Origin of the sequence: Pseudomonas sp. nanlin1, from assembly GCF_045571515.1 — a bacterium.
GTDB lineage: Bacteria > Pseudomonadota > Gammaproteobacteria > Pseudomonadales > Pseudomonadaceae > Aquipseudomonas.
Window position 1 is genome coordinate 3,110,124 of sequence record NZ_CP124218.1, and the last position, 25,113, is coordinate 3,135,236.

General features: G+C 62.3%; 10 protein-coding genes. All 10 read left to right on the forward strand.

Annotation, left to right across the window (positions count from 1 at the left end):
* Positions 1 to 130 precede the first annotated feature (130 nt).
* Positions 131 to 13,552: an Ig-like domain-containing protein gene (locus QCL65_RS14420; protein WP_407309719.1), complete on the forward strand. Its 13,422-nt coding sequence runs from the start codon at positions 131 to 133 to the stop codon at positions 13,550 to 13,552.
* A 191-nt stretch (positions 13,553 to 13,743) separates the two neighbouring features.
* Positions 13,744 to 15,291: a TolC family protein gene (locus QCL65_RS14425; protein ID WP_407309721.1), complete on the forward strand. Its 1,548-nt coding sequence runs from the start codon at positions 13,744 to 13,746 to the stop codon at positions 15,289 to 15,291.
* A complete protein-coding gene (locus tag QCL65_RS14430; RefSeq protein WP_407309723.1) occupies positions 15,288 to 16,208 on the forward strand; it encodes an efflux RND transporter periplasmic adaptor subunit in 921 nt (306 codons plus the stop codon). The genes QCL65_RS14425 and QCL65_RS14430 overlap by 4 nt, the downstream gene beginning before the upstream one ends.
* A complete protein-coding gene (locus QCL65_RS14435; RefSeq protein WP_407309725.1) occupies positions 16,205 to 17,584 on the forward strand; it encodes an HlyD family efflux transporter periplasmic adaptor subunit in 1,380 nt (459 codons plus the stop codon). Before QCL65_RS14430 ends, QCL65_RS14435 begins: the two co-directional genes overlap by 4 nt.
* Before the next feature lie 2 nt (positions 17,585 to 17,586).
* Positions 17,587 to 19,701: an HlyD family efflux transporter periplasmic adaptor subunit gene (locus QCL65_RS14440; RefSeq protein ID WP_407309727.1), complete on the forward strand. Its 2,115-nt coding sequence runs from the start codon at positions 17,587 to 17,589 to the stop codon at positions 19,699 to 19,701.
* A gap of 200 nt (positions 19,702 to 19,901) precedes the next feature.
* Complete coding sequence (locus QCL65_RS14445; protein ID WP_407309729.1) at positions 19,902 to 20,822, forward strand: Bug family tripartite tricarboxylate transporter substrate binding protein; 921 nt, start codon at positions 19,902 to 19,904, stop codon at positions 20,820 to 20,822.
* Positions 20,823 to 20,936: 114 nt separating this feature from the next.
* Positions 20,937 to 21,914, forward strand: coding sequence for a tripartite tricarboxylate transporter substrate-binding protein (locus QCL65_RS14450; protein WP_407309731.1), 978 nt, complete (start codon positions 20,937 to 20,939; stop codon positions 21,912 to 21,914).
* Between the two features lie 31 nt (positions 21,915 to 21,945).
* Positions 21,946 to 22,929, forward strand: coding sequence for a tripartite tricarboxylate transporter substrate-binding protein (locus QCL65_RS14455; protein WP_407309733.1), 984 nt, complete (start codon positions 21,946 to 21,948; stop codon positions 22,927 to 22,929).
* A gap of 26 nt (positions 22,930 to 22,955) precedes the next feature.
* Entirely contained in the window at positions 22,956 to 23,162 is a 207-nt protein-coding gene (locus QCL65_RS14460) for a hypothetical protein (protein ID WP_407309735.1), read from the forward strand.
* A 96-nt stretch (positions 23,163 to 23,258) separates the two neighbouring features.
* Positions 23,259 to 25,109 (forward strand): diguanylate cyclase domain-containing protein, encoded by a 1,851-nt coding sequence (locus tag QCL65_RS14465; RefSeq protein WP_407309737.1) that lies wholly within the window; start codon positions 23,259 to 23,261, stop codon positions 25,107 to 25,109.
* Positions 25,110 to 25,113 lie beyond the last annotated feature (4 nt).

Here is a 25,113-nt window from a genome sequence, read left to right on the forward strand (position 1 = left end):
GGGTAAGTTGGGAGCAAAAAGCAACCCTTCAGACGAACGGCTTCATGCCATTTAGCCCTCAGCCGATCTGACTTCTATACCTTATAGGGTATCCAGGGATCATCACTGTTCCAAGCCAGGAGGCACCTTAATGAAACGCCAGCGCACCCACAGTTCTTCCATTCGTTTGGCGCTGGAAAACCGCTTGATGTTCGATGGCGCAGCAGTCGCCACTGTGGAGGCCGCAGTGAGCGCGCCAGCTGCGGCCGCTGCGCCGGCCACCGAGGTGGCAGAGCAACATGACGCTGTGCACGCCAGCGACACGCCCGCCGCGGTCGACACTAGCCATCACAGCAGCGACCCCGCCGCTACGGGTGACACCGATGCCCTGGAATACGCCCTGACCGCCACCGCGCCTTTGGACGCTGGCCACACGCGGCAGGAGATTTACTTCGTCGACTCCAGCCTGCCGGACCTCGATACCCTGGTGTCATCCCTGCCCAGTACCGCTGAGGTGATCTACCTCGACAGCCAGGCCGATGGCCTCGCGCAAATCTCCAGCGCCCTGCAAGGGCGCAGCGACATAGATGCGATTCACCTGCTGACCCACGCTACCGAAGGGTCCTTGCTGGTTGGCGGCACCGAATTGACCGCCAGCAACATCGAGGGCCAGTACCACGACCTACTTGCCGAAATCGGCACCCATATGAGCAGCGGCGGCGACGTACTGCTCTACGGCTGCAACCTCGCCGCCGGCACCGAAGGCGCCGCCACCATGATGGCCTTGGCCCAGGCCCTCAACACCGATGTGGCCGGTTCCACCAACACCACCGGCGTGGGTGGCGACTGGACCCTGGAAAGCCACGTCGGCACCATCGAGGCCAGCGCGGTTCAAGCCAGCCAATGGCAGCACGACCTGCTGGTGGCAGCGCCGACCAATGACACCGCGGTGGTCTACCACGGCGCCCCTAACGTGCTGCGGGTGCTGGACAACGACCTAGTGGTGCTCGGCGCCACGGTGAAGATCTCCAGCGTCACCGGGCAGTCCCATGGCACCGTGGTGATCAACGCCGACAATACCCTGACCTACACCCCAACTGCAGGCTACGCCGGCACCGATACCTTTAGCTACACCCTCAAAGATGGCCTTGGCTTGGTCCTGGGCAGCGCCCAGGTGACGGTTATGGTGGATTCGCCACCGGTGGTGCGGGTACCGGGCCCCATCAGCGGCATCGAGGACACGGCGCTGATCCTCGGCGGCAGCAATGCGATCACCATCAGCGACAGCGACCAAACCGCGACCACCGTGACCCTCAGCGTGCCCAGCGGTGGCGTCAGCTTGTCGACCCTGGCGGGCCTCACCTTCACCGCCGGCGACGGTGTGAACGATGGCTTGATGACCTTTTCCGGCAGCATCGTCGCAGTCAACACCGCGCTCAATGGTTTGGTTTACACCCCCGGCGCCGACGTCAATGGTGCGGTAAAACTGACCGTGATCGCCACCGACGCCCTCAACGGCAGTGCCACCTCCAGCGTTACCATGAACCTGGCGGCCGTCGCCGATATCGTCGCCGACACGGTGACGATGCCGCAGAACACCACTGCCAGCTTCAACGTACTGGCCAACGACAATTTCGAAAGCGCCGGGCGCACGGTGACCGGCTACAGCGCGCCTGCCCATGGCACGGTGAGCATCGATGCCCAGGGCAATGCGCTATACACGCCAACCAGCGGCTACAGCGGCAGCGATACCTTCACCTATACCGTGACCTCTGGCGGGGTTACGGAAACCGCCTCGGTGACAGTCAATACCTACATCAACTACGCCCCCACCATCAGCGCGCCGGTCACCCAGACCTTCGCCGAAGACAGCACGCGGGTGTTCTCCAGCGCCCAGGGCAATGCCATTACTTTGGCCGATGCCAATAACGATCTATTGAGCGTCACCCTCAGCGCCACCCACGGCAGCCTGACCCTGGCGCAAACCAGCGGGTTGACCTTTACCAGCGGCGACGGCGTGGCCGACACCAGCATGGTGGTACGCGGCACCGCCGCGGCGATCAACGCCGCGCTCAATGGCCTGGCTTTTATTCCCGTGGCCGATTACAACGGCAGCGCGGTGATTAGCGTGCAGGCCAGCGACGGCATCGCCGCCGTGCAAAACGCGATGATCGCCATGAGCATCACCGCGGTCGCCGATGGCGTTGCGGACAACGTGCAGACCGGCCCCCTGGCGCCGGTGACCTTCGCCCCGCTGGCCAATGACAATTTCGAAGGCACACCGAGCATTTCCGCGGTTGGCAGCGCCGCCCATGGGACCGTCCAACTGCTAGGCAACAACATCACCTACAGCCCGGCCCTGGGCTATATCGGCAGCGATACCTTTACCTATACGGTCTCCTCAGGGGGGGCGAGCGAAGTGGTGGCGGTCAACGTCACGGTGGGCAACAGCGCGCCCACCGCCAGCAGCTTGGGGACCCTGACCACCGTTGACGGCGGCCTGGTGCTGGTGACCGCGGCATTGGCCTTTCGCGATGCCGACGCACTCGACGTGCTCACCTACAAAGCCACCGGCCTGCCGGCTGGCCTGACCATCGACCCGCTGACGGGCATCATCAGTGGGCTGGTCAACACCCATGCGTCGGTCAATGGCGCCGCCGGGACGGGTAACTACACGGCGGTGGTGACCGCAACCGATTTGTCCGGCGCATCCGTCACCTCGACCCTACAGGTGCAGGTCAGCAACCCGGCGCCCATTCCGCTGATCGGCCTGCAAGTGGGCGGCAGCGAGGACAGCCTGCTGGGTATCAGCGCGAGCACCATTGGCATCCTTGACCTCGATGGCGATGCCTTCAGCATCACCCAGGCCACGGCCCTCAATGGCACAGTGACCATCAACGCCGACGGCTCGCTGAGCTACCTACCCAATGCCAACTACAACGGCCTGGACACCATCACATACACCGTGCGCGACGTGGACGGCGGGGTCGCCACCGGCAATATTCTGGTGGTACTGGCAGCGGTGCCGGACCTGCCGGTCCTGAACTTGCCCAATATCCCCCTATTGACTGAAGACACTCCGCTTATTTTTGCCAACCTGCTCGGCCAGCAACTGAGCGTGGGCGACATCGATGGCCAGGTACTCGACCTCAAATTGAGCGTGCCGGTGGGTTCCTTCACCCTGACGCAAACCGCCGGGCTGAGCATCAGCCAAGGCACCGGTAGTAATGACAGTACCTTGCAGATATCCGGCACTGTGGCCGACATCAACGCCGCGCTACGCGGGCTGATCTACACCCCAGACGCTGACTACAACGGCCCCGTCGCTATCAACCTGGATTTGGGCCAACTGATGGGCGGCATTCTCAATGTGCACCTGACGCTGCCCGTTGGGATCGCCGCAGTGGCCGACATTGTCGACGACCACGTCAGCACCACCCTCAACACACCGGCGAGTTTCAACGTGCTGGCCAACGACAGCTTCGAGAACAGCGGGCGCGTGGTCAGCGCATTCAGCACACCGGCCCATGGCAGCGTCACCCTCGACGCCCAGGGCAATGCCTTGTATACCCCCAACACTGGCTACGTGGGCAATGACAGTTTCACCTACACGGTGACCTCCAACGGCACCCAAGAAACCGCCACCGTGTACCTCTCCACCGCCCTGCCCAACTACGCCCCGAGCATCGCCGCGCCCACCAGCCAGGCCCTCGCTGAAGACAGCACCCTGGTGTTTTCCAGTGCCCAGGGCAATGCCATCGTGGTGGCCGATGCCAATGGCGACACCCTCACCGTCACCCTGCAAAGCACCCACGGCAGCCTGACCCTGACGCAAACCGCTGGGCTGACCTTTGTCAGCGGTGACGGTAGCGCCGATGCCAGCATGGTAGTGCGTGGCAGCGCGACCGCCATCAACGCCGCCCTGGAAGGCATGAGTTTCACCCCCAGCACGGACTACAACGGCAGTGCCAGCCTCAGCGTGCTGGCCAGCGATGGAGTGCTCAGCCAGGCCAGCAGCATTGCCCTGAACATCACCCCAGTGGCCGATGGTGTCAGCGATAACCTGCAGACCGGCCCCTTGGCGCCGCTCACCTTCAACCCGTTGGCCAACGACACGTTCGAAGCTACACCGGCTATTGTCGGTGTTAGCCAGGGCAGCCATGGCGTGGTAGTGCTCGACGCCAGCGGTTTGGTCACCTACACCCCAGCGTTGGGCTTCAAAGGCAACGACAGCTTTACCTACACCGTCAGCTCCGGTGGCGTGACCGAGCAAGTGAGCGTCAACGTCAGCGTCGGCAACACCGCCCCGCTGGTCAACGGTAACCTGGGTAGCCTGGCCCTGCTCGATGCCCAACTGGTGATTGGCGTCCCCACTGCCCAGGCCTTTAGCGATGCCGACCGCTTGGACGTTCTGCACTACAGCGCCAACGGCTTGCCCACCGGGCTTACCATCGACCCGCTGAGCGGCCTGATCAGTGGCCAGGTCAACGGCCACAGTTCGGTCAATGGCGCCGCTGGCGCCTACAACGTCACCGTGACCGCCACTGACCTGTCCGGGGCCAGCGCCTCTACGACGCTGCTGATCCAGGTGAGCAACCCGGCGCCGATCCCTGCAGTCGGCGTGACGGTCCAGGGCGTCGAAGACACCCCGTTGACCATCGGCGTAACGACCCTGGCGGTCATCGACCCCGATGGTGACGGCGTCACCCTGACCACGGCCAGCGCCCAGCACGGCAGCGTGACGATCAACTCCGACGGCTCTTTGGCCTACACCCCGAATGCCAACTACAACGGGCTCGACACCATCACCTATACGGTCCGCGACAGCGATGGCGGCAGCGCGACCGGCCAAATTGCTGTCGTGATCGCAGCGGTCCTCGACCTGCCCACGCTTACCCTGCCCACCCTGCAAATACTGGCCGAAGATACCCCGCTGCTGTTCGCCAACCTGCTGGGTCAGCAACTGAGCGTGGGCGATGTCGACGGCCAGGTGCTCGACCTGCGCATCAGCGTACCCGTGGGCACCCTGTCGCTGACCCAGACGGCAGGCATCGACCTGCGTGAAGGCACCGGCAACCATGACACCAGTGTGCGCATCAGCGGCACGCTAGCGGCCATCAACGCGGCGCTCAACGGCGTGTTCTACACACCGGGTGCCGATTACAATGGGCCGGTCCAGGTCACCCTGCAGCTGGGCCAGTTGGCCGGCGGCATTCTTAACGTGAGCGCAGAACTGCCGATCACAATTACCCCTGTGGCCGACATCGTCGCCGACCACGTTTCCACGGTCGCCGATACCCAGGTCAGCTTCAACGTGTTGGCTAACGATAGCTTCGAGAACAGCGGCCGCGTGGTGCAAGGTTTCAGCACGCCCAGCCATGGCAGCGTGACCATCGATGCCCAGGGCAATGCGCTCTATACCCCAGCCATGGGTTTCACCGGCACCGACACCTTCACCTATACCGTACTCTCCAACGGCACCCTGGAAACTGCCACGGTGACAGTGGCGATCAATGCCGCCGCCAACGCCGACCCCATTGCCAGCCCGATCCTCAACCAAACCGCAGTCGACGGCCAGGCCGTCAACCTGGCGGTGGGCAGTGCGTTCCGCGACCCTGACGGCGATACCCTGAGCTTTAGCGCCAACGGCTTGCCAGCGGGCCTGAGCATCGACAGCCAGACCGGCGCAATCACCGGCACCCTCGGCGGCCACGCGTCGACCCTGGTGCCCAGTGGCGCCTACACCATTGTGGTCAGCGCCAGCGACGGCAAGGGTGGCTTGCTCAGCCAGAGCTTCACCCTGACGGTCAGCAACCCTGCGCCCCTGGCGTTCGCCGATGCCGTGAGTGGCAATGAAAACAGCGTGCTGACCGGCAACGTATTGAGCAACGACCGCGACCCCGACGGTGACACCCTGCGGGTCGACACCCAACCTGTCAGCGGGCCCAGCCATGGCACCCTGGTGCTTAACGCTGACGGCAGCTTCGTCTATACCCCGACCCTGGGCTACAACGGTAGCGACAGCTTCGAGTATCGGGTCATCGATAGCGATGGAGGCTCGGCGGTCGCCACAGTCACCCTGACCTTGCTGCCCGTTAACGACGCGCCCACCACCGCCGGCAGCCTCGGTGCCCAAAGTGCTGTCGACAGCGCGCCCTTCAGCCTGAACGTGGCCGGCCAATTCAGTGACGTCGATGGCGATACCCTCAGCTACAGCGCCAGCGGGTTGCCCACGGGGCTGAGCATCGATGCCAATGGCGTGATCAGCGGTGTACTGGGCAGCAGCGCGTCCACTGGTGGCCTCAACGGCAGCGGCCAGTACATCGTGACCGTCAGCGCCAGCGACGGCCATGGCGGGACGGCCGCGCAAACCTTCGTGCTAACCGTTACCAACCCGGCACCAAGCAGCAGTGCTATCAACCTGACCCTTAACGAAGATACGCCAATCAGCGGCACCCTGAGTGCGACGGATGTCGATGGCGATAGCCTGACATTCAGCACGCAACAGGGCCCAGCCCACGGTACCTTGGTACTCAACGGCGACGGCAGCTACACCTACACACCCGAGGCCAACTACCACGGCGCGGACAGCTTCAGTTATCGGGTGGTGGATGCCGATGGGGGCGTAGCCACGGCGGTGGTCAGCCTCACCATTGCCGCCGTCAACGACGCGCCTACCGCGCTCGGCAGCGTGCCGGCGCAGAGCGCCAACGACAGTGCGCCTTTCAGCCTGAACCTGGCCAGCGCATTCACCGACGTCGACGGCGACACCCTCAGCTACAGCGCCAGCGGCTTACCCGCGGGCCTGAGCATCGACGCCAACGGCCTGATCAGCGGTACGCTGGGCAGCAGTGCGTCCGCCGACGGCCTCAATGGTGGCGGACAGTACAACGTCACGGTCAGCGCCCGCGATGCCGACGGTGCCACGGTGCAACAGAGCTTTGTGCTGATCGTCAGCAACCCCGCGCCGAGCAGCGCCAACAGTGCCCTGAGCACTGCCGAAGACACCCCCTTGGCCGGTAACTTACTGGCCAGTGATGTCGACGGCGACCGCCTGACCTTCACCGCCAGCATTGGGCCAAGCCACGGCACCCTGGTGCTGAACGCTGACGGCAGCTACCTTTACACCCCGGATGCCAATTTCAATGGCAGCGACAGCTTCACCTACCAAGTGACGGACGCCGACGGCGCAACGGTCAGCGCCACCGTGAGCCTAAGCGTTACGCCTGTTAACGATGCCCCGGTCGCCCTGGGTAGCGTCGCCGCCCAGACTGGCGTTGACAGCAGCCCATTTAACCTCGCCCTGGCCGGGCGCTTTGCCGATGTCGACGGCGACACGCTGTTCTACAGCGCCAGCGGCTTGCCCAGCGGCCTGAGCATCGGTGCCGACGGCACCATCAGCGGCATCGTGGGCAGCAGTGCCTCGGCCGGCGGCCCTAACGGCGATGGCCAATACACTGTGGTGGTCAGCGCCCGCGACGGCCAGGGCGCCGTTGTCACGCAAAGCTTCACCCTCAGTGTGAGCAACCCGCTGCCCACCGCCACCGGCAGCACCGTGACCCTGGCAGAAGACAGCAGTGTCAGCGGTAACCTGTTGGATACGGCCAGCGACCTCGACGGCGACACCCTACGGGTCGACACCACCCCAGTCAGCGCGCCACTACACGGGGTGCTCACCTTAAATGCCGACGGTAGCTACCGTTACACCCCTGCCCACGATTTCCACGGCACCGACAGTTTCACTTATCGAGTCATCGACGCCGACGGCGGCACGAGCAGCGCCACAATCAACTTGATCATTACGCCGGTCGACGACGCCCCCGTTAGCTACGGGAGCATCGCCAGCCAGGCCAGCCGTGACGGCGCTGCCTTCAGCCTGGACGTAGGAGGCAACTTCGCCGACGTCGACAGCAACCCACTCAATTACAGCGCCAGCGGCCTGCCCAATGGCCTGAGTATCGACCTGCACACCGGCCTTATCAGCGGCACCCTGGACAGCAGCGCGTCCACCCAAGGCCCTGGTCAGAACGGCCTGTACACCATCGTGGTGACCGCCAGCGACGGCAGCGCCTCGGCCACTCAGACCTTCACCCTCAACGTCAGCAACCCAGCCCCTGTTGCCAATAGCAGCCTGGTGACTTTGGACGAGGACAGCACGGTCAGCGGCAACCTCATGACCACCGCCACCGATGTAGATGGCGACACGCTCACCTTCACTGCGACCACTCAGCCAGCTAACGGCACGCTGGTGTTGAACCCGAATGGCAGCTACACCTACACGCCAAACGCCAACTTCAATGGCACGGACAGCTTCACTTACTCGGTGACTGATGCCGATGGTGCGGTCGCCACGGCCACTATCACTTTTAATGTTTCTCCCGTTTATGACGCACCGGTAACGACGGGTTCTATCGCAGCGGTCAGTGCGAATGACAGCACCGCGATCAACTTGAATGTGGCGGGCAACTTCACGGACGTGGATGGCACTACGCTGACTTACAGCGCTACTGGTCTGCCTAATGGGATTAGCATTAACCCGACAACCGGGTTGATCAGCGGGGATCTGGGCAGCAGCGCTTCTAGCGCCGTCGCTGGCGGCATCTACAACGTAATCGTAACGGCCAGCGATGGTTTGGGCGGCACGGTCAGCCAATCCTTTACCCTGACAGCCACGAACCCCGCGCCGACAGCAGGCAATACCACCGTCACCTTGGCCGAGGATACCCCAGTCACCGGCAACCTCGTGACCAGTGCGACTGATGTCGACGGTGATGCCCTGACATTCGCCGCCACTTCTCAGCCAAGCAACGGCACGTTGGTGTTGAACCCGAATGGCAGCTACACCTACACGCCAAACACTAACTTCAACGGCACGGATAGCTTCAGCTACTCGGTGACTGACGCTGATGGCGCGGTGACCACGGCTACCATTACTTTTGACGTGACGCCTGTCTACGACGCGCCTGTGGCTGCGGGCTCTATCGCGGCGATCAGCGCCAACGACGGCACCTCAGTTAGCCTAAACGTTTCGGGTAACTTCGCCGACGTTGATGGCACGGCCCTAACTTACAGCGCTACTGGTCTGCCTAATGGGATCAGTATTAACCCGACCACCGGCTTGATCAGCGGGGATCTGGGCAGCAGCGCTTCTAGCGCCGTCGCAGGTGGCATCTACAATGTAATCGTAACGGCCAGCGATGGCTTGGGCGGCACAGTCAGTCAATCCTTTACCCTGACAGCCACGAACCCCGCGCCGACAGCAGGCAATACCACCGTCACTTTGGCCGAGGACACTCCGGTCAGCGGCAACCTCGTGACCACCGCCACCGATGTAGATGGCGATACGCTGACCTTCACTGCGACCACTCAGCCAGCTAACGGCACGCTGGTGTTGAATCCAAACGGCAACTACACATACACGCCAAACGCCAATTTCAATGGCACGGACAGCTTCAGCTATTCAGTGACTGACGCTGATGGCGCGGTGACCACGGCCACTATCACCTTTAATGTTTCTCCCGTTTATGACGCACCGGTAGCGACGGGTTCTATCGCAGCGGTCAGTGCGAATGACAGCACCGCGATCAACTTGAATGTGGCGGGCAACTTCGCGGACGTGGATGGCACTGCACTGACTTACAGCGCCACAGGCCTGCCTAACGGGATCAGCATCAATCCAACCACCGGGTTGATCAGTGGGGATCTGGGTAGCAGCGCTTCTAGCGCCGTCGCAGGTGGCATCTACAATGTTATCGTGACCGCCAGCGACGGCTTCGGCGGCACGGTCAGCCAATCCTTTACCCTGACAGCCACGAACCCCGCCCCGACAGCAGGCAATACCACCGTCACCTTGGCCGAGGACACCCCGGTCAACGGCAACCTCTTGACCAGTGCGACTGATGTCGACGGTGATGCCCTGACATTCGCCGCCACTTCTCAGCCAAGCAACGGCACGTTGGTGTTGAACCCGAATGGCAGCTACACCTACACGCCAAACACTAACTTCAACGGCACGGATAGCTTCAGCTACTCGGTGACTGACGCTGATGGCGCGGTGACCACGGCTACCATTACTTTTGACGTGACGCCTGTCTACGACGCGCCTGTGGCTGCGGGCTCTATCGCGGCGATCAGCGCCAACGACGGCACCTCAGTTAGCCTAAACGTTTCGGGTAACTTCGCCGACGTTGATGGCACGGCCCTAACTTACAGCGCTACTGGTCTGCCTAATGGGATCAGTATTAACCCGACCACCGGCTTGATCAGCGGGGATCTGGGCAGCAGCGCTTCTAGCGCCGTCGCAGGTGGCATCTACAATGTAATCGTAACGGCCAGCGATGGCTTGGGCGGCACAGTCAGTCAATCCTTTACCCTGACAGCCACGAACCCCGCGCCGACAGCAGGCAATACCACCGTCACTTTGGCCGAGGACACTCCGGTCAGCGGCAACCTCGTGACCACCGCCACCGATGTAGATGGCGATACGCTGACCTTCACTGCGACCACTCAGCCAGCTAACGGCACGCTGGTGTTGAACCCGAACGGCAGCTACACCTTCACACCCAACGCTAACTTCAACGGTACCGATAGTTTCACTTATTCGGTTACCGACGCGGACGGGGCAGTCGCAACTGCCACAATCACTTTTGATGTAACAGCGGTCTACGACGCTCCAGTGGCTGCAGGTCCTATCGCAGCCATCAGCGCCAACGACGGCACCTCAGTTAGCCTAAACGTGTCGGGTAACTTCGCCGACGTTGATGGCACGGCCCTAACTTACAGCGCTACTGGGCTGCCTAATGGGATCAGCATTAACCCGACAACCGGGTTGATCAGCGGGGATCTGGGTAGCAGCGCTTCTAGCGCCGTCGCTGGTGGCATCTACAACGTAATCGTAACGGCCAGCGATGGTTTGGGCGGCACGGTCAGCCAGACCTTCACACTTACAGCGACAAATCCCGCGCCGACTGCTAGCAACACCAGCGTTTCGTTGGCCGAGGACACCGTCGTCACAGGCAACCTCGTAACCACCGCGACTGATGTGGACGGCGATGCTCTGACCTTCACTGCGACCACTCAGCCAGCTAACGGCACGCTGGTCTTGAACCCCAACGGCAGCTACACCTACACGCCAAACGCTAACTTCAACGGCACGGACAGCTTCAGCTACTCGGTGACTGACGCTGATGGCGCGGTGACCACGGCCACTATCACCTTTAATGTTTCTCCCATTTATGACGCACCGGTAGCGACGGGTTCTATCGCAGCGGTTAGTGCGAATGACAGCACCGCGATCAACTTGAATGTGGCGGGCAACTTCGCGGACGTGGATGGCACTGCACTGACTTACAGCGCCACAGGCCTGCCTAACGGGATCAGCATCAATCCAACGACCGGCTTGATCAGTGGGAATCTGAGCAGCAGCGCTTCCAGCGCGGTACCGGGCGGCATCTATACCGTAATCGTGACCGTTAACGATGGCTTAGGCGGCACAGTCAGCCAAACCTTCACACTGACAGCGACCAACCCGGCGCCAACGGCGAGCAATACCACCGTCACCTTAGCCGAAGACACCCCGGTCACCGGCAACCTCGTGACCACCGCCACCGATGTAGACGGCGATGCTCTCACCTTCGCCGCCACTACTCAGCCAACTAACGGCACGCTGGTCTTGAACCCGAATGGCAGCTACACCTACACGCCAAACGCCAACTTCAACGGCACGGACAGCTTCAGCTACTCGGTGACTGACGCTGATGGCGCAGTCACCACCGCTACCATCACTTTCGACGTAACACCCGTCTATGACGCGCCAGTGGCTACAGGCTCTATCGCGGCTATCAGCGCAAATGACAGCACCTCAGTTAGTCTTAACATTGCGGGCAACTTCGCTGACGTAGACGGCACCACCCTGACCTACAGCGCTACTGGACTGCCTAACGGGATCAGCATCAATCCGTTGACTGGTTTGATCAGCGGTACCCTGGGCAGCAGCGCATCGGCCGCGGTGCCGGGTGGGGTCTACACGGTGGTCGTGACCGCCAGCGATGGCGCGGGCGGCATTGCCAGCCAGAGCTTCACCCTTACCGCCGAGAACCCCGCGCCGGTTGCCAGCGACCGCAGCCTGACCGTACTGCAGGGCAGCACCTACAGCGGCGTGCTGCAGGCCGATGACAGCGATGGCGATGCGCTGAGCTATGCCGTGACGCAGCTTCCCGCCCACGGCAGCCTGACCCTTAATGCCGATGGTAGCTACAGCTACACCCCTGCCCCAGGGTTCACCGGCCAGGACGGTTTCAGCTATCAAATCATTGATGCCGATGGTGGCACTGCCATCGCCAGCGTGACCTTTACTGTGTCCGCGAGCGGCGACCAGACGCCTGTGCTGGCGACGCCCATCGCTGCGCAGCAGGCCGTAGACGGTGGGTCGTTCCAACTGGCGCTCAGCGGCACGTTCAGCGACCCCGACGGCGATACCCTGACCTACAGCGTTAGCGGCTTGCCAGCCGGTCTAAGCCTTGACCCGCAGACCGGTCTGATCAGCGGCACCTTGCTCAATAATGCCTCGACCCTGGGCAACAATGGCGTCTATGTGCTGACCGTAAGCGCCAGTGACGGCCAGCTTAGCGCCAGCCAGACCGTCACCCTGACCGTGACTAACCCGGCCCCCATCACGGCGGGCGGCAGTTTCAACGTGGCCGCGGGTACACCGCTGAGCAGTAGCCTGAGCGCCAGCGACAGTGATGGCGATGCATTCAGCTTTGACCTGCAGCAGGGCCCCAACCACGGCAGCCTGAGCCTCGGCGCCGACGGCCAGTTTATCTATACCCCGGCGGCCGGCTACAGTGGGCCTGACAGCTTTACCTACCAAGTGCGCGATGCCGATGGCGGCGTGACCAGCGCCACGGTCACGCTGGCGGTCGCCAGTGATAACGGCAGCGGCACTGGCAACGGCGGCACCACGCCCACCCAACCGACCACACCGACCAGCCCTACTACGCCGGTCGCCAGCACTGACCCCACAAACCCATTTATGGGCCTGGCTCCGGGCAGCGAAACCCAGCGCCGGGGCCTGGGCCTAGTGCCGGAAAATACGTCCAGTGGCGAACCAACCTACCAGCGCATCGTACAGTTCGAACCCGTGCTGCTCGACGCCGTGAACTCGGTGAAACGGCTGGATGGCTTGGCCACCCTGAATGCAGACCGGCCCCTGGCGGCGGCCATTGATGGCATCCAGAAACTCGCATCAAACGATTTGCGCACCGAGGCCGCCCCGGTCGCCCAGGCCTTGGGCGACCTTAATGAGCCCAATCGGCAACCGTTGGATGTTAGTGAGATGAAGCCAGACACCGCCGCCCCCTCGCGTACGGTCGATCTGCTGCCCCAAGCCTCTAGCGATACCGATAGTGGGCCGGCGTCTGGTGAGCCCTTCGCGGCTTCGCCAGCTACAGACCCTGGTTCGGCAATCGACAATGTGCCCAATGCCCCACTGACACTGGCCGAGCAGCTGCAACTGGCAAGCCAGCGCCGAGTACTGGAGCGGGACGCCCTGGCCCGGCTGTTAGCCGGATGAAGCCGCCGTGAACAATGATTTTCAGGGGAATTTTGCCTAGCGGGTAAAACCCTGCTTCACTAAGAAACGTGGATCCATGTGGTGGGAAGCCCGACACCACATTGTCAGAACAATGAACCAGGGCCGCGAGAATACCGCCCTGCGGTAGTGAATCGAGCGCCTTGAGAAGTGGCGCCTGTAATAGAGAACTTATGGATAAGTCGAGTTTCCCCCGCCAAGGGTCCGCTGTTAAGCCTTACCTGCTGGCCATAGGCTGCGTATGTTGGCTATCGGCCTGCACCATCGTTCCGCAACCCATTGATGTCGACGCCGCGGCCCTGCAACAAAAGGCTCGCATCGACGCCACCATCGCCGCTGAAGAACCCCTCAGTGGCCCTCTGTCCCTCTATGAAGCGATGGCGCGAGCGCTCAAGTACAACCTCGACCAGAAAATCGAGGAGACCGACGAGCAGCTGCGCCAGCGCCAACTGGAACTCAACCGTTCCGGCATGCTGCCCATGCTCAGCGCCGCCATGGGCTACAACGGCCGCAACAACCAAGCCGGCTCCAGTAGCCGCTCGCTGTTGTCCGGGCGCCAGTCGCTGGAACCCTCCACCTCCAGCGAGCGCGAATACAGCACAGCAAGCCTGACGGCTAGCTGGGATGTGCTCGACTTTGGTTTGTCTTATGTGCGCGGCCTACAGGACGCCGACGAACAGCTGATCGCGGCCGAGCGCCGGCGTAAGGTGGTCAATCGCATTCAAGAAGACGTACGTACGGCCTACTGGCGCGCGGTAAGTGCGGATCGCACCTATAAAAAACTGGTCGACCTGGAGGCCTTGGCGCAAAAAGCCCTACTGCAGACCCAACAACTGGAATCGCGGCGCTTAGTGCCGCCGCTCACGGTGCTCAATTACCAGCGCGACTTGCTGCAGGTCCAGGGCGACGTGCAGAAGCTGCAACGGGAACTCTCGCTGGCGAAAAACCAACTGGCCGCGCTGATCAACCTCAAGCCCGAAACCCGCTTCAGCCTGGAGCTGCCCGACCGCACCGATGTGGTCCCGGAACTGCCAGGCTCTGCCGATGAGATGGTCATGGTGGGTTTACGCTTTCGCTCAGAGTTGCGCGAAGGTGCGTACCGCCAACGGATCAATCAGAACGAACTGAACGCCGCGCTGATCCGCGCCCTGCCCAGCCTCAAAGGCGTGCTGGGGCTCAACTACGATTCCAACCAGTACCTCTACCACTCCAATTGGGCCAACTACGGCGGGCAGATCACCTGGAACCTGATGAATGTTTTCCGCTACCCCGCGCAAAAGCGGGCACTACAGGCGGAGAACACCGTGATCGAACAGCGCCAACTGGCCCTGACGTTGGCGGTCATGACCCAGATCCACGTGGCCCGGGTACGCTTCATCCGCTTCTCCCAGGAGCTAGGAACCACGCGCAACTCCTCGGAAGTGCAAGAACGAATTCTCGAACTCTCCCGCGGTGGCTTCCAGGCCCGCACCGTCAGCCAGCAAAACCTGGTACGCGAAGAAATGAACTCGGTGTTGGCCGATATCCGCTATGACGCCGCCTACGCGGACGTGCAGAACGCCTTTGCCAACCTGTACGCCTCCATGGGCCTGGACAACTTCGATATCGAGGTGCACCCGGATACGCCCATCCGCGAGATCGCTGAAAAACTGCAAAAGCACTGGACCGACCGTGCAACCAGTCTGCCGCCTATGCCTGAACAGCCCGGGAGTACCGAATGATGAACCGCAAATACTTGGGCCTGCTTACCCTGTGTACTGGTGGTGCATTGCTGACCGCCCTGCTTGGCCATGGCGTGGCCGCCGAAGTCGCCGCCGGTGCGCCGAGCGCCGCGATGCTGCCCAAGCCCACACCGGGCACGCCGGCCATGGTCAGCCCGCTGGTTTCGCCACTGCCTGCCACATTGACCAACGCACCGGCCAGCGATGCCCGCCAGCGTAGCGCGCAAGCCCGGCAAAGTGCCGACAACCAGGCCCGTGGCGTGGTGCGTGCGGTCAACGAAGCGACTTTATCGTCGAACATGCTGGGGCAGATCATCAAGATGCCGTTCAGTGAAGGTTCGGCGTTCAAGAAAGGCGACCTGCTGGTGGAGTTCAACTGTGATCGCGGCCAGGCCGAGTTGCGTGCAGCGCAGGCCGGGATGCAGGTGGAAGAAAAAACCGTAGAGACTAATCAGGAACTGGAGCGCTTCAACTCGGTGGGCAAGTTCGACGTGCTCATTTCGGTGTCGAAAATGAACAAGGCCAAAGCCGAGGTCGAAGCCCTGCAGGCGCAGCTCAAACAATGCAAGGTGTTCGCCCCTTTTGCCGGGCGTGTGACTGAACGCATGACCCACCTGTACGAGTCGGTTTCGGTCAGCGAACCCTTGTTGCGGATCATCGACACCACGACTTTGGAGCTGGACCTGATCGTGCCGTCCAAATGGCTGCAGTGGCTCAAGCCCGGTACGGCCTTCACGTTCCAGGTCGATGAAACCGGGCAAACCCTGAGCGCGGTGGTCGATCGGCTGTTGCCCTCGGTTGACCCGGTGAGCAAGACCGTGAAAATCATTGGCCGTTTTGCCGCCAACCGCGGCGGTATGGCGACTCCCGGCATGAGCGGTACGGCCACCTTCGCCAAGGAGGGCAACGGGCAATGAGTATCAACGTGCAGCTACCGCCGAACCCACCCGGCGACACCGATAAAGCGCATAAGGCCGCGCTGCACCTATTGACCCTAGAGGCTGAAATCCGTCGCCAGCCGACCCGTGAAGAGCTGCTGTTCCATTTGGTCAATGCGGTTCAAGAGATGGTCCCCTATGGCGAGGCCATGGCCTGGCGGCGCCAGCGGGCTCGCCAGGCGCTGCAGCTGCGGGCGGTGTCCGGGCTGCCTCTGGCTGACCGCCACACCCCGCTGGCCCAGGCGCTCCAGGCCCTCTTGGCAAGCCATGAGCGGACCGGGTTGCTGGGCAACCTGTATGCATTTGAGCTGCCAGCGCTCGGCCAAGGCGCTGTGCATGGGCAAACCCTGGACGACTACGCCCTGCGCCATGCGCTCTGGCTGCCGCTCAAAGATGCCGACGGGCGCCTCAGCACCGGCGCGCTATTTTTGCGCGAGCAGCCCTTTAGCCCCAGGGAGCAAGCGCTGCTTGAACGCTTGGGCGAGACCTACGCCCACGCCTTGCAGCGGTTTGGCGGGCAACGCAGCCTGCTCGAACGTCTGCCATTGTCCAAACGTGCTCTGGCCATAGCCGCGTTGGTAGTGGTGGCCCTGGCGTGTGTCCCCGTGCGCCTGAGCGTGATGGCGCCGGTAGAGGTGATTGCCGACCAACCTTATGTCCTGACTGCGCCGATCAACGGGGTCATCCGCAACCTGCTGATCGCACCCAATACGGCGGTGCAGGCCAACCAGCCTCTGGTGCAGTTCGAAGACATCCAGCCGCGCAACGAAATGGTCCTGGCCCAGCAACAATTGGCGGTGGCTCAGGCCCGCGATAGCCGCACCTCCGCCGCCGCCTTCAGTGACCCACAGGCAGCCCACGAACTGGCGATCGCCGCGGCCGAACACGACCTGGCGCGGGTCAGCTACGACTACGCGGTGGAAGTGCTGCAGCGCACCTTGGTGCACACCCCCAGCGCGGGCCTGGCCCTGTACAGTGACCGGCGTGATTGGGAGGGCCGCTCGGTGATGGTGGGCGAAGAAATCCTGCAAGTCGCCGACCCCACGCGAGTGGCTTATCGCATCGACCTGTCCACCGGCAACGCAATCGAGTTAGCCGTCGGCAACCCCGTCAGCATCTATCTGGAAAACTCGCCCTTGGGTGGCTTGCAGGCCAAGCTGCGCTCGGTCAGCTACACCCCGCACACCAGCGCGGGTAACCTGACCAGCTACACCTTGGTCGCCTCCCCCGGCGCCGAAACGACCCCGCGTATCGGCTCGCGGGGCACCGCCCGGGTGTATGGCGAGTACGCGCCGTTGGCATTTCAGTTGCTACGCCGGCCCATTGCCGCCGTGCGCCAGTACCTCGGGGTATAAGTATGCTCGACGACAAAGCCGTGTTGCCGCCCCTGCGCCAGGACCTGCAAATGGAAAGCGCCACGCCGAGCGCCGAGGGTATTGCCCGTTGGCGCCTGTACGATCCTTTGCAGCACCGCTTCTTTCTGATTGGCGAGGACGACGTGGCCTTGCTCGCGCTGTGGTCGAGCGCCACGGTCGGCACCCTGCGCGATGCGTTGCGCCAGCGCGATGCAACCCTCGACGAAGAGCATCTGGACGGCTTGCTGCGCTTTCTCAACCAGCATCACTTGCTACGTAACAGCGGCCGCCAGGCGCGCCAGGCACTGACCGAACAAGCCGCCAAACAACGTGGCAGTGGCGTGCGCGGCGGGATTAATCGGCTGATGGCGTTCCGCTTGCCGTTGTGGAACCCGCATCCGCTGATCAACTATTTCGCGCCAACAGTGCAAGCCATTGGGCACCGCTGGGTAGTGGGTGTGTGGGCGCTACTAACGGTACTGGGGCTCTATCTGACGACGCGTCAGTGGGACCAATTCGTCAGCACGTTCAGTGAGTTTTTTTCCCTCTCGGGCCTGCTGGGCTATGGCGTGGCCTTGATAGGTTTGAAAATATTGCACGAGCTGGGCCACGCCTATATGGCGATCATCCACGGCTGCCGAGTCGGCAGCATGGGCGTGTCGATCTTCATGGGCATGCCCATGCTGTACACGGAACTGGGGGATGTCGCCCGCCTCAATGACCATCGCCAGCGCCTCTGGATAGCCGCCGGCGGCGTGCTGGCCGAAACCTTTGTCGCCGGCCTGGCGACCCTGGCCTGGGCGGTGTTGCCCGAAGGCACGGCGCGCAGTGTGGCGTTTGTGGTCGCCACCTCGAGTTGGTTGACCAGCCTACTGGTCAACCTCAACCCGCTGGCTCGCTTCGACGGCTACTATTTTTTCAGCGATGCGTTGCGTATGGACAATCTGCAACCGCGGGCGCTGGCCTATAACCAGTGGCTGCTGGGCCGCGCCTTGCTCGGGCCGGTGGAGCCGCCGCCGGAGCCTGCATCGAGGGGCCGCGCGGCGTTTTTTCTGGTGTATGGCACAGGCGTGTGGTGCTACCAGATTTTGCTCAGTTGCGGCATCGCCTGGCTGGCCTACAAAACCCTGTTCAAAAGCGCCGGGGTAGTGCTGTTGCTGTATGCCCTGTGGCAGTTCGTTGGGCGGCGTATCTGGCGGGTCTTGCAGCACGGCTGGTCGCTGGGGCCGCGTGTGCAACGGCGGCGGCGCATAGGCCTGGGCATCGGCGGGGCGGCGTTGATCCTGCTGTTCTTCCTGCCCCTGGACCGCCGCGTCGAGGTGCCTGCCATGCTTGGCTGGGGCGAGCAAACACCGATTCAGGCACCCGAGAACGCCCGTATTGAGGCCTGGCGGGTGCCGCCGGGGAGCAGCGTGAGCAAAGGCCAGGTCGTCGCACATTTTTACTCGCCGGAGCTGGAGAGCAAACGCGCCACTGCCCAACTGAATCTGACCATCGCCAGCGAACGCCTCGACCGCATTGGCGGCGACAGCCGAGACCGGGCCGAGGCCATTGTATTGCGGCAGCAGCAGTTGCAAGCCCGTGCCGATCTCGACGGTTTGGCCGAACGCGCCACCTTGCTGGAGTGGCGCGCGCCGCAAGACGGTGTATTGGTCGACGTCCCGGTCAACCTGCAACCTGGGCAATGGGTCAAACCGAATCAGACCCTGGGCCGTTTGCTGCATGGCGACGTGCAAGATGCCAGCGGCTTCGTCAATGAAAAAGACCTGCCGCGCCTGCGCCTGGGTGCCGAAGGCCGTTTTGTCAGCGATGAGGCCAGCTTAGCCAGCGCCCGGGTGCGCCTGACCAGCCTGGATAACAGTGCCAGCGAATTCATCAACCCGGACAGCCTGAGCTCACGCTACGGTGGGCCCATCGCCACCCAGGCCGACGACAAGGGCCGCTCGGTGCCGGTGGCGGCTCAGCACCGGGTCAACTTCAGTGTCGAAAATAGTGACTCCACGGCCCTGCCCCTGCGCATTCGCGGTGTCATCCAGCTCCAGGCCGCGCCGCAAAGCCTGGCTGAACAAACATTGAAACGGGTCTGGCAGTTGCTAATCGCCGAACTACGCGGCTAATCGGCTGGCGAAGGGGCTGGTGGGCGCTTTGAGAGGCCAACCGTCCATCGCCATGCCTTCAGTTTCTGCGGCCGCTCCCGATAAATTCAGTAGTAGCGAGTTGCCCACACCCGCTTCGCGCCGATCCAAAGGACACCCTAATGATAAACCGCAGGCACTTTCTACTCGGTTCCAGCCTCCTGTTGCTGGGTACGAAAGCCATGGCCGAACCCTCGCGCGATAACGTCAAGCGGTTGATCTTTGGCTATCCGCCCGGCGCCCTCGGTAGCCAGTTGGCGCAAGGGGCCCTGCGCGTCCTCGCCGACACCAGCGACTTGCAATATGTGCTGCAAAACGTCGACGCACGCAACACTCGCCAGGCCCTTGAAGACGTCAAGAATTCCATGCCTAACGGCCACACCCTGCTGCAGGCGCACTCGACATCCATGTGCCTGCTACCCAATGTCTATAAAAAGCTGGGCTATGACCCGATCCAGGACTTCACCTCACTGGGTACTGTCGGTGAGGTGGCGTTGTCGCTGACCGTAGGTCCGCTGGTACCGCCGCAAGTGACCAACCTTGAGCAGTTCCACACCTGGCTGCTGAAGAACGCCGACCTGCGGGAGATCGGATTTTCTATTTACGGCTCCGAAGGCCACCTGGCGACGCTGATGCTCGGCCGCTCACTGGGCATGAGCACCCGCCCGCAGCCTTACAAGGGTTCGGCAGCGATGCTCAACGACCTCGCCAGCGGCGCCCTGCTGGCTGGGTTCACGGCGGCCGGGAACGGCAAGCCTGAGTGGTGGACTAGCGGCAAATTGCGTTCACTGGGGGTCACCTCGGCCAAGCGCTTGAGCTATTGGCCCAACATACCCAGCTTGCAGGAACAGGGTGTCAGCGATATGGACATGGCGCCGTGGTATGCCTGGTTCGCCCCGTCCGCTACCCCGCTGCCGATTCTGACTAACCTGCGCGAGGGTGTGCGGCGCATGCAAACGGCCCCGGCATTCAGTGCCTTGCAACGAGACCTGTTGGTGATGCCACTGGAGTTGACACCTGAAGCCCTGCTCGAGCGTATCCGCCAACAGACGGCACGCTATGCCGCCCTGGTAAAAACTTACGACATCGACAGGCTGGACTGACACCCAAGGTTCCCAGCACGTTGGCACCGCCTGGCTATACTTTGACAAAGCGTTTCATAACTGCCCGCAGCACATAAAAAGGACCGCCGGTAAGGCCTTGAAAGGAGTCACATCATGATCACCCGCAGACATTTTCTCGCCACCACCAGCCTGTTAATGGCGGGAGCGGCGCTGCCCGCTTGGGCGGGCGCGGCCCCTGCATCCGGCGGGCGCCTGGTGTTCGGCCTACCCCAAGGTGCCGTCGGCAATATCCTGGCAGGGGGCGCACTGAATATCCTGGCGAAGCAATTCGCCACCGACTACCGGTTGGACATTATCGACGCGCAGAATACCCAGCAGGCGAGCAACACCGTCAAAAAGGCAGCGCCCGACGGCAGCACTCTGCTACAGGCCCAGTCCGGCTCCATGGTGTTGTTCCCCAGCGTCTATCGCAGCTTAGGGTACGACCCCTTGACCGATTTCACCCCCTTGGCCGTAATGGGTGAGTACGCCTTTGCCTTGACCGTCGGCCCCGCCGTACCGGCCCAGGTAAAGACCGTCGATCAATACCTCAGCTGGGTCAAAAGCAACCCTGACTACCGAGACATCGGCTTTACCCTGTATGGCTCGCAAAGCCACTTGGTCAGCTTGATCCTGGGGCGCAGCAAAGAGATCGCCATTCGCCCGCAGTCTTACAAAACCGTCGACTCTTTGATGGGCGACCTGCGTAGCCAATCCCTGGCGGCCGCCGTGACCATCGCCGGTTCCACCCCGCGTATGCCAATGGAAGGTTTTCGTACATTAGCCATCACCGGCAACCAACGCCTGAACGGCCTGGATGCGCCCACCTTTGCCGAGTCAGGGGTGCCTAACCTGGATATCAAAGGCTGGTACGGCTGGTTCGCTCCCGCCAATTTGCCCGCCGCCACGGCGACGGCGTGGCAGGAGCGCCTGCGGGCGCTGCAAGCGACCGAAGACTTCACGGCCTTGCAAAAAAGCTTACTCCTGACCCAGGCCCCCATCAGCCCCGCGGCCATACGCCAGCGCATGAGCAACGAGATGCAAGAATACCGCAAGCTGGTGTCGAGCTATGGCTTGAGTCAAATCGCATGAAGGCCCATGGCTTGCGGTCAGGTGGTGCAGCATGATCAATCGACGCACTTTTATCGGCGGTGGCGGAGCCCTTCTCCTGGCCTCGGCGTACCCTAGCCTGGGCCAGGCTCAGCCCCGTAACCAAACCGGTCGGCTGGTGTTCGGGCTGCCGACCGGCAGCACCGGCGAACGTTTGGCCAAGGGTTTACTGGGGGTCCTTGACAGCCAATTCGACACCTATTACGAACTCGACACCGTCGATTCACGCAATACGCTACAGGCTGCCGAACGGGTCAAGCGTGCCAATGCTGACGGTGCCACGCTGCTGCACGTCCAGTCGGCGCCCATGGTGCTGTTTCCGAGTATGTATCGCTCCCTGGGCTATGCGCCCCTGACCGACTTCACCCCCATCGCGGCGCTGGGCGACTATTGCTACGCTTTGGTGGTTGGCCCTGCCGTACCCACGCAAGTAAAAAGCGTTGATCAATACCTCGCGTGGGTCAGGCTGAACCCCGATTACCGCGACTTGGGTTTCACCCTGTATGGCTCCCAGGGACACCTGATCACCCTGATGCTGGCGCGTACCAAAGAGGTCGCCCTCAGGCCTCAGTCCTACAGTTCCGTCAACCCGTTGGCCAGCGATCTTAAAAGCGCTTCACTGGCCGCGGGTATCGTGGTGGCTGGCTCAAACGGATCCTTGCTCGACCCAGCGGTGCGCATCCTTGCCGTAAGCGGTAAAGAACGCATGGCCGCTTTACCCAACGTCGCGACGTTCGTCGAACAAGGTGTGCAAGACCTCGACATCGGCGGTTGGTACGGCTGGTTCGCGCCCGCCAACCTCAGTAGCGGCGCTCACCAGGCCCTGGTCAAGAAGGTCAGCGCCGCCCAAGCCACCGCTCAATTCAGTCAGTTGCAAAAAGATTTGTCGCTCAAGCCGGTTAGTTTGACCCCCGCACAGATCGGGGAACGCGTCGCGCGCGAAATGCAAGAATATAAACGCTTGGTCAGCAGTTACCGCTTGACCCAAATCGTCTGAAGTTCGGCGTCCTGTGGAGGGGCCCAATGAGTGAAGAAATGCAAGCCTTCAACCAACGCTGGGTGTTGATTGCCGACCACCTGCAATGCGCCAGCTGTGGCTGGCGGCAATGGCCCTACAATGCCGGTCGCCCCTTCGAGCACGAAGAGGGCTGCGCAGCGGTGCTGGCCACCGATACCTACCCATGGCGGGTGTTGGCCGGGCTTATGGCTAAATCATTGCATCGCGAATAGATGCGTTACAAGATGATCGTCACATAAGACACTGACTCATTCCCTGGGGCGCTACCCAGAGCCCAGAGAGCCTCCCGCCTTGATCGAGAACGTTGCATGCTGACCGCGCCCATTCCTGCTAACGAAGACGCCCGTTTACGCCTGTTACGCAGCCTGGCGGTGTTAGATACACCGCCGGAGGAAAGCTTCGACCGCATTACTCGCCTAGTGGCCCAGGTGTTGCACGTCCCTATCGCCTTGGTGTCTCTGGTTGACGACCAGCGCCAATGGTTCAAGTCAAGGGTCGGGTTGAACGCCTGCGAAACCTCGCGCGACGTCAGTTTTTGTGCCCACGCCCTGGGCGGCACGCAACTGCTGCAGGTGGAAGATGCGCTCGACGACTTGCGTTTCAATGACAACCCACTGGTATTAGGCGACCCGCACATTCGTTTTTACGCGGGCGTACCCTTGCGCTCCAGTGAGGGCCTGGTGCTCGGCACACTCTGCGCGCTCGACACCCAGCCGCGCGCGCTGACGTCAGCGGAAGAATCAGCCCTCACCGACCTGGCACGCATGGCCGAGCGCGAGCTGATCCAACGCGAAGCCGCGCGGGACACCCAACAGGTGCAAGAGCATAGCCACCGCGCGCTGGTGCTCAGCGAAGCGCGCTTTTCCACCATATTTCAGCAAACCCCCACGGGTACCGCGATCGTCGACTTGCAAGGGCGTTTCGTCGAGGTCAACCCTATGCTTTGCGAGATCGTCGGTTACTCGGCCCAGGCGCTGCAAAGCACCACCTTCCAGGCACTGACCCACCCCGACGACCTGGCCCCTGACCTGGCGCTGGTGGCCGAACTGTTGGGGGGCGCCAGGGATAGCTATTCCCTGGAGAAGCGCTACATTCACCGCAACGGTGCGCTGTTGTGGGTCAGCATCAGCGTATCGCTGGTACGCGACCATCAGTCCGAGCCGTTGCATTACATTCTGGTGGTGCAGGACATCAACGCGCGCAAGCAAAGCGAAGCGATGCTCAACGACTATCAGGCTGAACTCGAGCGGCGCGTGCAACAACGCACCGCCGACCTCGAACGCAGCCGTGAAACCCTGCAGACCATCACCGACAATATGCCGATTCTGATTGCGCAGGTCGACCGTGACCTGTGCTACCGCTTCAATAACGAGGTTTACCGGCAAATCTTTGGTGTGGACCCCGCCAGCCTGCGTGGCCAGCCACTGGCGCGCGTGCTGCGCCCTGAGCTGTATGCTGAGTTGCTACCCTACTTCCGGCAGGCGCTGAGCGGCGAGCGGGTCTCGCTGGACAACGTCTGTTACAGCCTGGAGCAAGAGCGCGTCTGGAGCGCCTCCTACATTCCTGAGGTGCTTAACGGTGAGGTCATCGGTTTTTACATCATGTCCCAGGACATCACCGAGCGAAAACGCGCCGAACGCCTGATGCACGACCAAGCCATGCTCGACCCCCTCACCAACCTGCCGAACCGGCGCGCATTGCAGGGGCGCCTAGACCAGGCCCTGGCGCCCGCCCATGGCGCGCGGGCGCCGTTTGCGATTTTTTTCATGGACCTGGACGGCTTCAAAGCGGTTAACGATAAACACGGCCATGAGGCGGGCGATGAACTGCTCAAACAAGTGGCGCAGCGTTTGCGTGACACCGTGCGCCGGGATGATTTTGTCTGCCGCCTGGCGGGGGATGAATTCGTAGTGCTAGCCAATGGCGTGCCTGACAGCAGCATCTGCAGCCGGATCGCCGAAAGCATCTGCCAGGCCCTGCACACGCCGTTTTGCTTGAGCGAAGGCAGCGTCACCATCGGCACCAGCGCGGGGATCGTGCTGTGCCCTGCCGACAGCCCGGCCGGCCCCGAGGCCCTGTTGGCCAGCGCCGATGCGGCCATGTATCAGGCTAAACGGCGCGGCCGCAATGGCTATAGCTTCGCCGACCTGGCGGTGTAATGCG